The organism is Mucilaginibacter humi (genome assembly GCF_013087555.1).
Genome location: NZ_JABFCR010000015.1, coordinates 25929 through 40573 on the forward strand (window position 1 = coordinate 25929; position 14645 = coordinate 40573).

The window sequence follows — 14645 nt, forward strand, 5'->3', positions numbered from 1 at the left end:
TCTAAGGTATGACCCGTTTTATACCATTAAAGCAGTCTATATTAATTTAATTATAGCTATTTTGATAGCTTATATTATTGCCTCGAACATTACTCCGGGTAATGATGTGATTTATAGGTTTCTTAATTCTAAAATTCTATCTTTTATCGGTAAGCTCTCCTACAGCATATATATATGGCAACAATTATTTGTATTTAATGATACACGGCTGCCTTCCATCATGACAACTTTTCCCGGGAAACTATTTTTTATAATCGTAGTTCCTTGTGTGTCGTATTTTGCTTACGAAAGGTATTTCCTGAAATTAAAGGCACACTTCAGTAAAATAAAAGGAGTCCAAGCTGGAACTCCCCATTTCAGTTAAATTAGGTTAAAGTTTTAAAAAAGTGTAACGGGATAGGGACATTCGCGTCTTTATAATGATGATACTAAACAGCGGGAAATATAAATACCGGTAATTATGCATTTTCCTGTAACGGTTTCTTAATTAACACGTCTATATAGGCAATTAACTTTATGAAACTACTTTTCCTTGCCTTTGTAGCAGTTTGCTGCGCCCTTTTATCTTTCGGTCAATCTCCAAAAAATCTTACTGTTAAAGGTACTGTAACCGACTCTGTGACCAAGCAACCAGTTGGCTATGCTACTATCGGACTGCAAAATCTGCAAACCCGGGCTATAGTAAAAAGTGTTTTAACTAAAGACGACGGCAGTTTTGAATTAACTGTACCTGCAGGTAAATACCAGCTGGCTATCGCTAACATGGGCTATCAAAGCAAAAGTGTTTTATTGAAAGATACCATAGGTGTTATTAATACTGGCAATATATCAATAACCACAACCAGCAAACAATTAAACACGGTGACGGTAACAGGTGTTAAACCCTTGATGAAACAAGAGGTTGATAAGCTAACCTACGATGTGCAGGCCGACCCGGAAAGCAAAGTTGTTACCGCGCTGGATATGATCCGTAAAGTGCCATTACTTTCAGTTGATGCATCAGATAATATCAAACTGCGTGGCAGCGGGAGTTATAAGATCCTGATCAACGGTAAAGAATCGGCTATGATGGCACGTAATCCATCGGATATATTGAAAGCGATGCCGGGCAGCAACATTGTTAGCATAGAAGTTATTACCACGCCACCTGCAAAGTATGATGCTGAAGGGCTGGCAGGGATCATCAATATCATCACCACAAAAAAAGGCGCGCAGGGATATAACGGATCGATGGGGTTAAACTATAATACTGTATATGGCTATAGAGCTAATTTGAACTTGACCGTAAAGCAGGGTAAAGTAGGCTATAGCGGATTTGTAGGTAGCGGTAAAAATCCGAATATGTATTCAAGGTTCGGTAACGAGAGTACTTTTTACACTCCCTTATCTACCCCGGTGCAGGATGGTTTACAATCAAGAGGGGGAAACAATACGTATAATAGTAACGAGTTGAGCTTTGAGATAGATACACTTAATTTAATTACCGGTACTTATAATCGTTTTAATGGAACTAATACTTCCGGTAATGATCAAACCACTTTTGCGCGCAACGCTGCAAAAACATTGGTTCAACAATACTACTTATCAAACAGGGGCCGGGGCGCTTACAGCGGGCAGGATATGGGTATCAATTACCAGCTTGGATTTAAACATAATAAGGGCCAATTGTTAACCGCATCGTACAAATACAGCAGTAGCGATAATAAGCAGTTTAGTGATATAGTATCAGATCATGGTGTTGGTTATACCGCGCCCGATTACAGGCAGTACAATAATTCGGGATCAAAAGAATATACCACCCAGTTAGACTACGTGCAGCCAATGAAGGTGCTAACCATAGAGGCCGGTGGTAAAATGATATTGCGTAACAACTTCAGTAATTTCCATAATGATACGCTGGCGTCAACCAACCAATACCAAACAGATGCGAAACAAACTAACGATTTTACCTATCACCAGGATGTTTATGCCATATATAACTCATACCAGCTAAAATTTACTAACTGGACTGTTAAAGGCGGGCTGCGTTTTGAACGCACCAAAATAGATGCCGATTTTTCCCAGACCGGCGGCGGCGCGTTCGACCGGGGATATAATAATTTTGTTCCGTCGTTTTCTGCACAGCGCACTATCAATACAACCAGCAATATAACTTTTGGGTTTACACAGCGGATACAAAGGCCTATAATAGGTCAGCTTAACCCCTTTGCCGACAGATCAAACCCTAACTTTATAAGCATGGGTAACCCAGCTCTGCGCCCGGCTGTTACCAATAACTTTGAGTTGGGATATAGCAATTTCGCCAAGGGCTCGGTTAATATTCTCGCGCATTATGCGTTTGCTAATAATACCATACAACCGATAGTATCGGTTAATAACAGGATAACTACCAATAGCTACGCTAACGTAGGCTCAAACAAAAACTGGGGGCTTGATGCAAATATTCAATACCCTATCACCAAAAAACTTGATGTTAACATAAATGCCGAGCTGATGCAGGTGTATTTAAAAGGCACCTATAACGGCCAGTTTTTTACTAACAGCGGGCAGCAAGGGCATATTTTTACTTTTACCAGTTTTAAGTTTGATGGTGGTTATAGAGTAGGTGTACAAGTTGGGTTTGATAGCCGTTATGTATTCTTACAAGGCAGGGATAACTTCTACTTCAATAACGCTTATAGTGCTTCAAAAGATCTGTTTAATAAAAAGGCATCAGTTGCCTTATTTGTCAGCAACCCTTTCGCCAAGTTTAATAAGCTTGATTTCTTTAACGAAACGCCCGACTATATCACCTATAACTACCGGATGAACTTTTTACGTACGGCCGGGTTTAACTTCGTGTACAAATTCGGCAAGTTTAATGGCTCAATCAAAAAGAACCAGCGCGGCATTAATAATGACGATGCTGCCAACGGGAGAAATTAATTCTTGCTAAATTTACCGTATGAAAGTATACGGAATTACCAATTGCAACACGGTTAAAAAAGCGTTAGACTGGTTTAAAGCCAACCAGGTTATGTATGAGTTTCACGACTTTAAAAAACTGGGTATAAGCCCCGAAAAACTGCAGGAGTGGGATACCAAAGCAGGTTACGAAACCTTTTTAAACAAAAAAGGCACAACCTGGCGCGGACTTGATGCTGATACTCAAAACAGCATTAAAACCAATAAAGATGCCCTGCAACTACTTGAAGCCAAAACCAGCATGATAAAACGCCCGGTAATTGAGGATGGCGGTTTCCTGTATTTTGGATTTGATGAGAATGTCTATAAGGATCATTTCAAAAAATAGCCCCCGCTTGCCATTTCGACCAACAGGAGAAATCTTATACCCCTTGCTATTATCGCGTATTAGCATTTCTCCTCGTACTCCGTTCGAAATGACAAAAGGGTAATAGCCCAACGTAATAATTTGTTTACGTCTAAATCGGGTTGGTTATTTTTATATTTTTACGTTTCACATTTTAAAATTAACTGATGAAACTGAATTCCGCTGCCGGTTTAACACTGGCTTTAATGGCAAGTATGGCCACCGCTATGGCACAAAATACTCCGCCTGCAACCACCCCTGGCGCTGCTATGCGCCCTGCGGTCCGCCAAAGAGGCGGTGCACCCTATACCGAGCCAAACGCGCCCGAAACCAAGTACAATTACAACGAAACACGGAAACCATTTTTCTACACAAAAAATGGCGACGAGTTTAGAGCGGCCGACGGACAACCCGGCCCAAAATATTGGCAAAACCGTGCCGATTACAAGATCGACGCGAGAATTGATACGGTGAAGAACGAGATCAGTGGTTCTGAGGTTATTACCTATACTAACAACAGCCCGCAAAAACTAACTTTTGTGTGGATGTGGTTAGATCAAAACCTGTTCAAGCAAGATTCTCGGGGCGTTAAGCAAGTACCTTTAGTTAAAAGTGCCGATGGCAAAGTATTGCAAAGCAGCCGTAACTGGGGCATGGGGCAAATATTTGATGCCGGCGATAAGATCAAATCTGTCGCTATCATATCAACAGTAAATGGTAAAACAACTACCACTACTGCTAAATACCTGATCAACGATACCCGTATGCAGGTATTTGTACCGGCCGGTATCCCATCTGGTGGTAAAATTCAGTTTAAAATAGATTGGTCATTCATATCTCCTGACTATGGGTCGGACCGTATGGGTATTGTAAATAATCCTGAAGGTAAAGTATTCCAGGTTGCGCAATGGTACCCACGGATGTGTGTGTATGACGATCTGCAAGGCTGGAACACCCTGCCATACACCGGCGAAAGCGAGTTTTATTTAGAGTATGGCGATTTTGATATCAACATTACCGTGCCTGCTAAAAATATCGTCGTATGCTCCGGTCAGCTGTTAAACCCTAAGGATGTATATACACCTACCCAATTAGCAAGATGGGCCGAGGCTGCAAAAAGCGACAAGACTGTATTTATTGTAAAACCAAACGAAGTATTTACCCCGGCATCGCGCCCGGCGGGTAAATCAGAGTTAACCTGGCATTTCGTGGTGAGGAACGCACGCGATGCGTCATGGTCAACCGCCGCTTCATTTGTTATCGATGCTGCTAAAATGGACATGCCAAGCGGAAAAAACCGTTAGCTATATCGGCTTATACAGTTTCAAGCGCTGCACGCAATGCACGCTCGACCGAGTATGCGAAATACTCTATCGAATACAATTCAAAAAAATGGTTTGAATATCCTTACCCTAACGCAACTGTTGCCGTGGGCCGTGCCGGTGGTATGGAATACCCGGGTATTGTGTTTGTAGGCCGGGGTGGCTGGGGTGTTATCGACCATGAGTTTGGCCATAACTGGTTCCCGATGGTAGTTGGCTCAAACGAGCGTTTATACGGCTGGATGGATGAAGGCTTTAATACTTCATCAACACACTATCAACAGCTAACGCGATGAATGGCGAAAACATGCGCGGTGGCCGTGCTTTTGGCCCAACCGCCCAGGCATTCACCAGGCCAACACTTGAGCCTATCATGAGCAACCCTGATAACCTTAAAGAAGCCAACAACGGTACATTATTGTATAGCAAACCAAGCGCCGGTTTAGTAATGCTGCGCGAGCAGATCTTAGGCCCTGAGCGTTTTGATTATGCGTTTAAAACTTACATCGAGCGTTGGGCATATAAACACCCGTCGCCTGATGATTTCTTCCGTACAATGGAAGCAGCTTCCGGCGAAAGCCTACAGTGGTTCTGGAGAGGCTGGTTTGTAAATAACTGGCAGCTGGATGTTGGCGTTCGCGCGGTAAGTTATGTAGATGGCGACGCAGCAAAAGGCTCGATCATCACTATCGACAACCTGGAGAAAATGGCTATGCCGGTAACGCTGGAGATCAAGACCGTTAGCGGCAAAACAGACCGGGTTAACTACACTGCCGAAATTTGGGAGCGTAATGTAAGCTGGTCTTTCATCTATCCTTCAACGGAAGCTATAGAATCCGTTACTTATGACCCTGATCATAAACTACCGGATGCCAACCGTGCAAACGATGTTTGGACAGCAAAAAAGTAACGACTAACTAAATAACAAGAACCCGGCCCTAAGCCGGGTTCTTTGCTTAGTGTATTTTGTTAAAAGATGTTAAACATTAACATTGGTATTATAATTGATTAATTTTAACAGTATAATTCTAAGACCTATGAAACGCTACCTTGTATTTATCGCATTGTTATTTATTGCCCGTGCCACCAACGCGCAGGATGTTATTAAAGGCACCGTAGTTGAACAGGGTACCAACGAAAAACTGACCAATGTTTTTGTACATAATACCAGCAATAAACAAATTACGCTGGTTGATAAAAACGGTAACTTCCAGATAAAGGGGGCTTAAACCAATTAGTGGTTTTTGACTCGCCGGGTTATGTGCCCGATACGGTACTGGTGGTAGATTATAAGCCCTTAAGGATTGTATTAAAGCCGATGGGGATAGCCTTGAACCAGGTTAATATCACCGCCTCACGCAGGGCGTTTGATCCGCATGTGGAGTATCCGGAAATCTATAGAAAGAGTAAAGTTTACCCGCTTTCGCCAAGCACCGGTTCTCAAAAGAGGGGAGGGATGCCCGCCGCCTTAAACGTTTCTTTGAAAAAGAGGAGCAGGAACGTTATATAGATAAATATTTTACCGCTGCATTTGTAAGCAATATTGTGCCTTTAAAGGGCGACGAGCTGCAAAGTTTTATGTCGATATACCGGCCAAGCTATGCATATGTTAAAAGCAATAATGGCCCCTCGTTAACGCTATATGTTAATGATGCCTACCAGAAATATAAAGCTTTGCCTGCTGACAAAAAGATATTGCCGGGCTTGAATGGTAGATAGGTAATAACGATTTGTCATTTCGAATGAGCGTAGCGAAGAGAAATCTTATACTCTTAACAGGCGGATCGATTGTTTAAGATTTCTCACTCGTCCCTCGTTTCAAATGACAACTTAATAAGGGGCGGAATTTTACACCAAATACTCAAACAAAGTCTGCTCTTTATTCAGTTCAATAACCTCAAAGCGGTGCTCTTTAAAGCGTTGTAACAGGCCTTCGTAATCAGCCCTGTTGGCTAATTCCACGCCTACCAACGCCGGGCCTTGTTCTTTTTCGGTTTTTTTAATGAATTCAAAACGGGTGATATCGTCATGCGGGCCTAAAACATTATTCACAAATAACTTTAAAGCTCCCGGGCGTTGCGGGAAACGTACGATGAAGTAGTGTTTTAATCCTTCGTACAGTAATGATTTCTCCTTGATCTCCTGCATACGGGCGATATCATTATTACCGCCGCTGATTACACAAACCACCTTTTTGCCTTTGATCTGATCCTTGCATTGATCGAGGACCGCGACGGATAATGCTCCTGCCGGTTCAACTACTATGGCTTCCTCGTTATATAATTTCAGGATTGTTGTACAAACTTTACCCTCGGCGGCCAGCTTTATTTCGTCCAGCACTTTGGTGCAAAGGTCATAGGTCAGGCTTCCAACGCGCTTAACCGAAGCACCATCAACAAAACGGTCTATTTCTGCTAAAGTAACCGGTCCGCCGTGTTTAAAAGCCTCCATCATGGATGGCGCACCTTCGGGCTCGACACCGATTAATAGGATATCTGGATTTTTTCTTTGAGATAAGTTCCTGTTCCGGCAGCTAAGCCACCGCCGCCAATTGGCATTATAATAACCTCTGCATCTGGTAGGTCTGTTAATATCTCTACACCAACCGTGCCCCGGCCCTCAATAATGCTGTAATTATCAAAAGGAGGGATGAAGGTCATTTGGTGTTTGGCGGTATAGGCCAGCGCTTCCATCAGGCAATCATCAAAAGTATCGCCAACCAAAACCAGCTCAACACTGCCGTTGCCAAACATTTCTGTTTGCTGTACTTTTTGTTTTGGGGTGATCTCCGGCATAAAAATCACGCCTTTGGTACCCAGCTTATCGCAACTGAAAGCTACCCCCTGCGCATGGTTACCCGCACTGGCACAAACTACACCGCGGCTTAACTCTTCGGCACTTAACTGACTGATCATGTTGTATGCGCCACGCAATTTGTATGAGCGCACAATTTGCAGGTCCTCGCGTTTCAGCCAGATCTCACAATCGTATTTTTCTGATAGACGGGGATTATAAATAAGCGGCGTATGCTTTACAACGTCCTTTAATCGCTTTGCAGCGGCTTCAAAATCTAATTTAACGGTGTTGGCTGACATACTTGAAACTGTGTTATTTATGCTGCAAAGGTAACCTTTTTTGTCATCCTGAGCGATAGCAAAGGATCTTGTACGCCATGCTCTTCGAACTGCTTTTACAAGATTCTTTGCTATCGCTTCAGAATGACAACTGGGATAAACAACAACGCCTCGTTGTTACAGACGAGCGTTGAATATTGTTAATCATTCCCCCTTCAGAGGGTTAGGGGCTATACGTTCTTAGCCAGCCAGTCGCCAACTTCGCTGGTTTTGTAGGCTTTGTTTTTACCGGCCAGGTCCTCGGTTACGATACCTTCGGCTAATGATTTATTTACTACGTCACGGATCGCGGCGGCTTCTTCTTTCAATCCAAATGCATCCTCAAACATCATAGCAGCCGATAAGACGGTAGCTAATGGATTAGCGATGTCTTTACCAGCTGCCTGCGGATAAGAGCCGTGTATAGGCTCAAATAACGACGTATGCACACCGATTGACGATGATGGCATTAATCCCATTGAGCCTGATATTACAGACGCTTCATCAGTCAGGATATCGCCAAATAAATTTTCAGTGATCAATACGTCATAGCTGCTTGGCCATTGTACCGGGCGCATCGCCACGGCGTCAACAAACTCATAGCTAACCGTAACTTCCGGATAATCTTTTTCCATGGCCTGTACGGTTTGTCTCCAAAGGCGGGAAGTTTCTAATACGTTAGCTTTATCTACACAACATAATTTTTTAGTGCGCTGCATCGCCATTTCAAAACCTAATTTAGCCAGGCGCTGAACTTCTTCCTTCGTATAAGTACAGGTATCAAAAGCAGTATTGCCGTCTTCTGAGCGTCCGCGTTCGCCAAAGTAGATGCCACCGGTTAGCTCGCGAAGAATAATCAGGTCGGTACCTTCAATACGTTCGCGTTTAAGCGGTGAATTGTCAATCAGCGAAGGGAAAGTAAATGTAGGGCGCACGTTTGCAAACAGCCCTAATTTTTTACGCATTTTCAATAATCCTTGCTCAGGGCGTACTTTAGCCGTTGGGTCATTATCAAAACGCGGGTGGCCAATAGCGCCGAATAGTACAGCATCAGCAGCCATACAAACCTCGTGGGTCGAATCAGGGTATGGTTCGCCAACGGCATCAATCGCAGCAGCGCCGGTTAGGGCCGATGTCCATTCAATTTCGTGGTTGAATTTTTTTGCGATCGCGTTTGATACTTTAACAGCCTGGTCAATTACTTCCGGGCCTATTCCGTCTCCTGCTAAAAGGGCGATGTTTAGTTTCATTTTGTCTTGTGTTTAGCCTCACCCCAACCCCTCTCCAAAGGAGAGGGGCTTGAATGGATTTTTATTTATATGTTAGTTCTTGTTTCTTGTCTCTTGATTCTTGACTCTAAATGATATTCAGCATCTTCTGTGTAGCTTTAATAGCGCACACCGTCTGATCGCTGTCTAACCCGCGGGTTATAAATTTTTTCTCGGCAGTTTCCCGGGTAATAATGGTTTCGCAAAGCGCGTCGGTGCTGCTGCCCGGGGCAATGCGTACCACATAATCAATAAGGGTAGGTAGTTTGCGTTGTTTTTTGTCGTAAGCTTTGGTAAGCGCCTTCATAAAAGCATCAAACTGGCCATCTCCCTGCGCGTTCTCCTCAAAAATATCGCCCTCAATATTTACTTTAATGGTGGCCGACGGGCGCAAGCCCATCGAGTGCATTAACACGTATGACTCAACTACTACTTTCTGATCATACATATTGCTATCCAATACGTCGGATATAATGTAGGGCAGATCTTCCTTCGTTACCGTTTCCTTTTTATCGCCCAGCTCAATAACGCGCTGGGTAACTTTTTTAAGGTCGGCATCATTTAGTTTTAAACCCAGTTCTTGTAAGTTCTTTTCAATATTGGCTTTGCCTGATGTTTTGCCTAACGCGTATTCCCGCTTGCGGCCAAAACGCTCGGGCAGGAGGTCGTTAAAGTAAAGATTGTTCTTATTATCACCATCGGCATGGATGCCGGCGGTTTGGGTAAACACATTCTCGCCAACAATTGGTTTGTTGGTAGGTATGCGTACACCCGAGAAAGTCTCTACCAATTTACTCACCTTATAAACTGATGATTCTGCTATCTGCGTCTCCACATCAGAGACAAAGTCATTTAGTACCGCAACAGCGCTTGCCATTGGTGCATTACCGGCACGCTCGCCCATGCCATTTATGGTAAGGTGCAAACCGTTAATGCCTGCTTTTACAGACTCCAGCACATTGGCCGTACCCAAATCATAATCGTTATGGGCATGAAAATCAAAATGTATGTCAGGATATTTTTCCCTTACATCGCTAATAAACAAAAAGTTTCCATCGGCGTAAGCACACCTAATGTATCAGGCAGCATTATCCGTTTTACCGGTTGTTTGGTAATAAAATCCAGATACTGGTACACATACCCGGGCGAGTTACGCATACCATTGCTCCAGTCCTCTAAATAAACATTGGTGGCAATGCCGTTTTTTGCGGCGAGCTCAATTACCTGTGTTATCTCGGCAAAATGTTGTTCGGGTGTTTTTTTAAGTTGATGGGTGAGGTGATTTAACGACCCTTTAGTTAACAGGTTCTGCACCTTTACACCTGCATTGATCATCCAGTCAATAGACACCCCATTGTCAACAAACGACAGTACTTCGATACGGTGTGTATAGTTGTGTTGCCCGGCCCAATCCATAATAGCTTTTACTGCACGGAACTCGCCCTCAGACACCCGCGCAGACGCGATCTCTACACGATCAACCCGGAGTTCCTCCAGCAGTAGTTGTGTAATGGTAAGTTTTTCCGAGATAGAAAATGATACACCCGATGTTTGTTCTCCATCGCGGAGTGTGGTATCCATTATCTCTATTTTCCTGCGGTTCATTGCGGTTGGTTAATTAGTGAATTAGTTGATTAGTGATTAGTTGGCTTCGTGCTAACTAATCACTAATCAACTAATCACCAATCACTTTATAATTAAAAGGGAAGCTGCGCTGCAAACTCCTGTATTTCGCCTTTAATGCTTTGCAGATAATCGATATCATCAAAGCCGTTTTGCATGTTGTTCTTTTTGTATGAGTTGATGTCAAACTGCTCTGATTCGCCTGTTGATAACAGGGTGATGGTTTGCGCAGGCAAGTCTATTTTCAGTTCTGTTTTGTCAGCATAAATAGCTGCGAAGATCTTCTCGGCAAATTCAGGGCTAACCTGTACCGGCAGTACACCAATATTTAAGCAGTTGCCTTTAAAAATATCAGCAAAAAAGCTTGACACTACAGCACGGAAGCCATAATCATAAACTGCCCGGGCGGCATGTTCGCGCGATGAGCCCGAACCAAAATTTTTACCTCCAACCAGTATCTTGCCACTGTAGGTAGGGTCGTTTAATACGAAATCTGTTTTAGGCGTATTATCCGGGTTGTAACGCCAATCGCGGAAAAGGTTATCGCCAAAACCAACACGCTCTGTCGCTTTTAAAAAACGGGCGGGGATGATCTGGTCGGTATCCACATTCTCAATAGGCAAGGGCACCGCGGTGCTTGTAAGTATATTAAATTTATCGTAAGCCATTCTTTTTAAGTTTGTAGTCGTAAGTCTTAAGTCTGTAGTCGATTTAATTTACTTCCGACTAAAGGCTTAAGACTCAAGACTAATTAAACAAGTTCTTCAATTAACGTTCTCGGATCTGTTACTACGCCGGTTACTGCTGCCGCTGCTGCTACAAGGGGACTTGCCAGCATGGTGCGAGAGCCTGGTCCCCGGCGTCCTTCAAAGTTCCTGTTTGAGGTACTTACCGCATATTTGCCGGCAGGTACTTTGTCATCGTTCATGGCTAAACAGGCAGAACATCCCGGTTGACGCAATTCAAAACCGGCTTCATTTAAAATATCCAATAAGCCTTCTTCTTTAATCTGCGCCTCAACAATGTGCGATCCGGGCACTAACCAGGCCGTAACATTAGCTGCTTTGTGTTTGCCTTTTACCAATGAGGTAAACGCGCGGAAATCTTCTATACGGCCATTGGTACAGCTGCCCACAAAAACATAGTCAACCGGCTTACCAATCATGCTGTCGCCTTCATGGAAGCCCATATAACCTAATGATTTTTCGTAAGTAGCTACACCGCCTTCAACCTGCTCGGCATCTGGGATCTCGTGCGAGATACCCATACCCATACCAGGATTGGTACCGTAGGTAATCATTGGTTCGATGCTTGAACCATCAAAAGTTAACTCTTTATCAAAGATAGCACCGGCATCGGTTTTTAAAGTTTGATAATAAGCTAAGGCTTTGTCCCAGGCTTCGCCTTTTGGGCTAAACTCGCGGCCTTTAACGTAGTTAATGGTAGTTTCGTCAGGGGCTATCATACCACCGCGTGCACCCATTTCAATACTCAGGTTACAAACAGTCATACGGCCTTCCATGGTCATGTTTTCAAAAACATCACCGGCATACTCTACAAAGTAACCCGTAGCGCCTGATGTTGTTAATTGTGAGATGATGAACAAAGCCACATCCTTAGGTGTAACCGCTTTACCCAATTTGCCATTAATGTTAATGCGCATTTTTTTAGGTTTTGGCTGCATGATACACTGCGTAGCCAGCACCATTTCAACCTCTGATGTACCGATACCAAAAGCGATAGCGCCAAAAGCACCATGGGTTGAAGTGTGCGAGTCGCCACAAACAATAGTTGCGCCGGGCTGGGTAATACCATATTCAGGGCCTACAACGTGTACAATACCATTTTTCTGGTGACCTAATCCCCAGTGGCTGATACCGTACTCGGCTGAGTTTGATTCCAACATACGTAGCTGGTTAGCCGATAGCGGATCAACAACCGGACGGTCTGGTGAATGGTGGGTGTATTGTGGTCGGCAGTAGCAAACGTACGGTTAGGGTATAATACCCTGGTTCCCCTGCTTTTTAAGCCTAAAAAGGCCACAGGGCTGGTTACTTCGTGAATAAGGTGGCGATCAATAAAAAGCACATCCGGCCCGCCTTCAATTTTACGTACTACGTGCGCGTCCCACACCTTATCAAATAATGTCTTGCTCATTTTTATTTCTATTATTATCTTTTTTGCATTGCCTGAACGTACGAGTTATCGGCAGTCATCAGCAATAAAAGATCATCATCATTAATATCTAATTTATTATCGGCCAAAGTTAAAAAGCGATGATAAGCATCTGCTAATTCATCCTTGTTAAGGTTAATACCCGGCGCTCCGGTGGAACTTTAAAGCATGGCGGCCGCTGCGTGCGGTTAGTACAATACTTGCATTAGGGAAACCAACATCCTCGGGGCGGATAATTTCGTAATTCTCGCGGTTTTTCAGGAAACCATCCCTGGTGGATGCCTGAGCTGTGTGCAAACGCGTTGCTGCCTACAATAGCCTTGTTAGGCTGTACCGGCATGCGCATTTGCGAACTAACCATACGGCTAAGCTCATAAAAGTTTTTACTGTTGATATTGGTATGAAGCCCCAATACGGTGAGTTTTCAAAATCATCACTACTTCTTCAATAGCGGTATTACCCGCACGCTCACCAATGCCATTAATGGTACCCTCTATCTGGCGGGCACCGTTTTGCAAGCCTGCAACAGAGTTTGCCGTAGCTAAACCCAAATCGTTATGGCAATGCACAGATATAATAGCTTTATCTATGTTTTTTACATTTTCCTTAAGGAACTTAATTTTTCGCCGTATTGATCTGGCAGACAATAGCCGTTAGTATCCGGGATGTTTACCACTGTTGCGCCTGCGGCAATAACAGCTTCTATCATTTGGGCAAGGTAGTGAACGTCGGCGCGACCGGCATCCTCTGCATAAAACTCAATATCTTCGACAGATTTTTTAGCATATTTTACGGCTTCAACAGCGCGCTCTAAAATTTCTTCCCGGGTACTGTTAAACTTAGTTTTGATATGCATATCAGACGAGCCAATGCCGGTGTGGATACGTGGGTGTTTGGCATATCTAAGCGATTCAACTGCGGCATCGATATCGCCCTTATTGGCACGGGTTAGTGCGCAAACGGTAGGATTCTTTACAGCTTTTGATATTTCTACCACGCTTTGGAAATCGCCCGGGCTTGATATCGGGAAACCCGCTTCAATAATGTCAACTCCTAAAGCTTCCAGTTCGCGGGCAATCTCAATCTTTTCAGGGGTAGTTAACTGGCAGCCCGGTACCTGCTCGCCATCGCGCAGCGTGGTATCAAAAACGTAGACTCGGTTTGGATCGTGTAACATATCTTTTGTTGTTTAATAGTTAGTCTAAAGTCCGTAGTCTTAAGTCTTGAGTCTTTTTTCCTTTTAGGGCTTCAGACTACAGACTTAAGACTTCGGACTAATATAAATTATGCTTCTACAGCCTGGTTCTCAGGGCGTAAACTGCGTACAGTTTTGCCTGCCTGCCATAATTCGCTGTCGCGTAATTCTGCTAATTCAGCATCAAGTTTCTCGCGGTAGTCAACTTTACTGTTTGAGTCGATTGAACGTTGTGACTCTTTGCCGGTAGCAACGCTGTTATACAATTCTTCAAATGAGATCCCAGAGGTTTTGGCCAAAGCGTTCTACATTGCCAAAAGCGGCCGCCCGGGACCAGTACTGATAGATATCACCAAAAACGCGCAGATCCAGTTGTTCGATTACGAAGGTTATACCAAATGCGAGCATATCCGCAGCTATCGCCCAAAACCAATTGTACGTACACAATATATTGAGCAGGCAGCCGCTTTAATTAACCAGGCTAAAAAACCATTTGTATTCGTGAGCGCTTGCAAAACTAAAAAACGGCGCAAGCCTACCGCCTTGATGTATTGTTACGCCTTTCGGCTGCGACCAGAAATGAAGAAAAAATTTATAACCCGCGGGTTGTTTCTATTAAAGCTACGCGAAGATGCTGAA

At 43.8% G+C, this 14645-nt stretch carries 14 protein-coding genes and 4 pseudogenes; 9 read left to right on the top strand and 9 right to left on the bottom strand.

All coding sequences use genetic code 11. The features are described 5' to 3' along the window. Window positions 1-516 precede the first annotated feature (516 nt). The 8 genes from HK413_RS04700 (at window position 517) to HK413_RS04725 (ending at window position 6351) form a co-directional block, all read left to right on the top strand. Complete coding sequence (locus tag HK413_RS04700) at window positions 517-2925, top strand: outer membrane beta-barrel family protein (RefSeq protein ID WP_246229775.1); 2409 nt, start codon at window positions 517-519, stop codon at window positions 2923-2925. Between the two features lie 19 nt (window positions 2926-2944). Next, complete coding sequence (locus tag HK413_RS04705; protein ID WP_175269322.1) at window positions 2945-3292, top strand: Spx/MgsR family RNA polymerase-binding regulatory protein; 348 nt, start codon at window positions 2945-2947, stop codon at window positions 3290-3292. Between the two features lie 185 nt (window positions 3293-3477). Next, window positions 3478-4614, top strand: coding sequence for a gluzincin family metallopeptidase (locus HK413_RS16745; RefSeq protein ID WP_246229776.1), 1137 nt, complete (start codon window positions 3478-3480; stop codon window positions 4612-4614). A gap of 125 nt (window positions 4615-4739) precedes the next feature. Beyond that, window positions 4740-4928, top strand: coding sequence for a hypothetical protein (locus HK413_RS16750; protein WP_246229778.1), 189 nt, complete (start codon window positions 4740-4742; stop codon window positions 4926-4928). Next, entirely contained in the window at window positions 4925-5542 is a 618-nt protein-coding gene (locus HK413_RS16755) for a M1 family aminopeptidase (RefSeq protein ID WP_246229780.1), read from the top strand. The genes HK413_RS16750 and HK413_RS16755 overlap by 4 nt, the downstream gene beginning before the upstream one ends. A 127-nt stretch (window positions 5543-5669) precedes the next feature. Continuing rightward, window positions 5670-5861: a hypothetical protein gene (locus HK413_RS04715; RefSeq protein ID WP_175269323.1), complete on the top strand. Its 192-nt coding sequence runs from the start codon at window positions 5670-5672 to the stop codon at window positions 5859-5861. An 8-nt stretch (window positions 5862-5869) separates the two neighbouring features. Then, window positions 5870-6142 (top strand): hypothetical protein, encoded by a 273-nt coding sequence (locus HK413_RS04720; RefSeq protein WP_175269324.1) that lies wholly within the window; start codon window positions 5870-5872, stop codon window positions 6140-6142. Window positions 6143-6177: 35 nt separating this feature from the next. Beyond that, entirely contained in the window at window positions 6178-6351 is a 174-nt protein-coding gene (locus tag HK413_RS04725; RefSeq protein WP_175269325.1) for a hypothetical protein, read from the top strand. 129 nt (window positions 6352-6480) lie between these two features. On the opposite strand, the pseudogene ilvA reads toward HK413_RS04725, so the two are convergent. The 9 genes and pseudogenes from ilvA to HK413_RS04760 form a co-directional block, all read right to left on the bottom strand. Beyond that, window positions 6481-7727 (bottom strand): annotated as a pseudogene (gene ilvA, locus HK413_RS04730) (threonine ammonia-lyase IlvA). Between the two features lie 209 nt (window positions 7728-7936). Further along, on the bottom strand, window positions 7937-8995 hold the full coding sequence (leuB, locus tag HK413_RS04735; RefSeq protein ID WP_175269326.1) for a 3-isopropylmalate dehydrogenase: 1059 nt from the start codon (window positions 8993-8995) through the stop codon (window positions 7937-7939). Between the two features lie 106 nt (window positions 8996-9101). Continuing rightward, window positions 9102-10058, bottom strand: coding sequence for a LeuA family protein (locus tag HK413_RS21975; protein WP_394353132.1), 957 nt, complete (start codon window positions 10056-10058; stop codon window positions 9102-9104). Beyond that, window positions 10040-10618: a beta/alpha barrel domain-containing protein gene (locus HK413_RS16765; RefSeq protein ID WP_394353133.1), complete on the bottom strand. Its 579-nt coding sequence runs from the start codon at window positions 10616-10618 to the stop codon at window positions 10040-10042. The genes HK413_RS21975 and HK413_RS16765 overlap by 19 nt, the downstream gene beginning before the upstream one ends. Before the next feature lie 92 nt (window positions 10619-10710). Continuing rightward, window positions 10711-11304 carry a 3-isopropylmalate dehydratase small subunit gene (gene leuD, locus HK413_RS04745; RefSeq protein WP_175269327.1) on the bottom strand — a complete coding sequence of 198 codons (594 nt, stop codon included), beginning with the start codon at window positions 11302-11304 and terminating at the stop codon, window positions 10711-10713. 83 nt (window positions 11305-11387) lie between these two features. Continuing rightward, window positions 11388-12793 (bottom strand): annotated as a pseudogene (gene leuC / locus HK413_RS04750) (3-isopropylmalate dehydratase large subunit). Between the two features lie 153 nt (window positions 12794-12946). Next, window positions 12947-13108 carry a homocitrate synthase/isopropylmalate synthase family protein gene (locus tag HK413_RS16770; protein WP_246229782.1) on the bottom strand — a complete coding sequence of 54 codons (162 nt, stop codon included), beginning with the start codon at window positions 13106-13108 and terminating at the stop codon, window positions 12947-12949. An 86-nt stretch (window positions 13109-13194) separates the two neighbouring features. Continuing rightward, window positions 13195-13988, bottom strand: a pseudogene (locus HK413_RS16780) (hypothetical protein). Between the two features lie 107 nt (window positions 13989-14095). Further along, window positions 14096-14305, bottom strand: coding sequence for a hypothetical protein (locus HK413_RS04760; protein ID WP_262886791.1), 210 nt, complete (start codon window positions 14303-14305; stop codon window positions 14096-14098). Here HK413_RS04760 and HK413_RS04765 point away from each other — a divergent pair. Next, window positions 14277-14504: pseudogene (locus HK413_RS04765) on the top strand (acetolactate synthase large subunit); the annotation flags it as partial. The gene HK413_RS04760 and the pseudogene HK413_RS04765 sit on opposite strands and share 29 nt — an antisense overlap. Window positions 14505-14645: the final 141 nt, after the last annotated feature.

Bases quoted from the DNA above. Each gene is read 5' to 3' on its own strand.
- HK413_RS04700 (WP_246229775.1), top strand. From the start codon at position 517: ATGAAACTACTTTTCCTTGCCTTTGTAGCAGTTTGCTGCGCCCTTTTA.
- HK413_RS04705 (WP_175269322.1), top strand. From the start codon at position 2,945: ATGAAAGTATACGGAATTACCAATTGCAACACGGTTAAAAAAGCGTTA.
- HK413_RS16745 (WP_246229776.1), top strand. From the start codon at position 3,478: ATGAAACTGAATTCCGCTGCCGGTTTAACACTGGCTTTAATGGCAAGT.
- HK413_RS16755 (WP_246229780.1), top strand. From the start codon at position 4,925: ATGAATGGCGAAAACATGCGCGGTGGCCGTGCTTTTGGCCCAACCGCC.
- HK413_RS04715 (WP_175269323.1), top strand. From the start codon at position 5,670: ATGAAACGCTACCTTGTATTTATCGCATTGTTATTTATTGCCCGTGCC.
- leuB (WP_175269326.1), bottom strand. From the start codon at position 8,995: ATGAAACTAAACATCGCCCTTTTAGCAGGAGACGGAATAGGCCCGGAA.
- HK413_RS16765 (WP_394353133.1), bottom strand. From the start codon at position 10,618: ATGAACCGCAGGAAAATAGAGATAATGGATACCACACTCCGCGATGGA.
- leuD (WP_175269327.1), bottom strand. From the start codon at position 11,304: ATGGCTTACGATAAATTTAATATACTTACAAGCACCGCGGTGCCCTTG.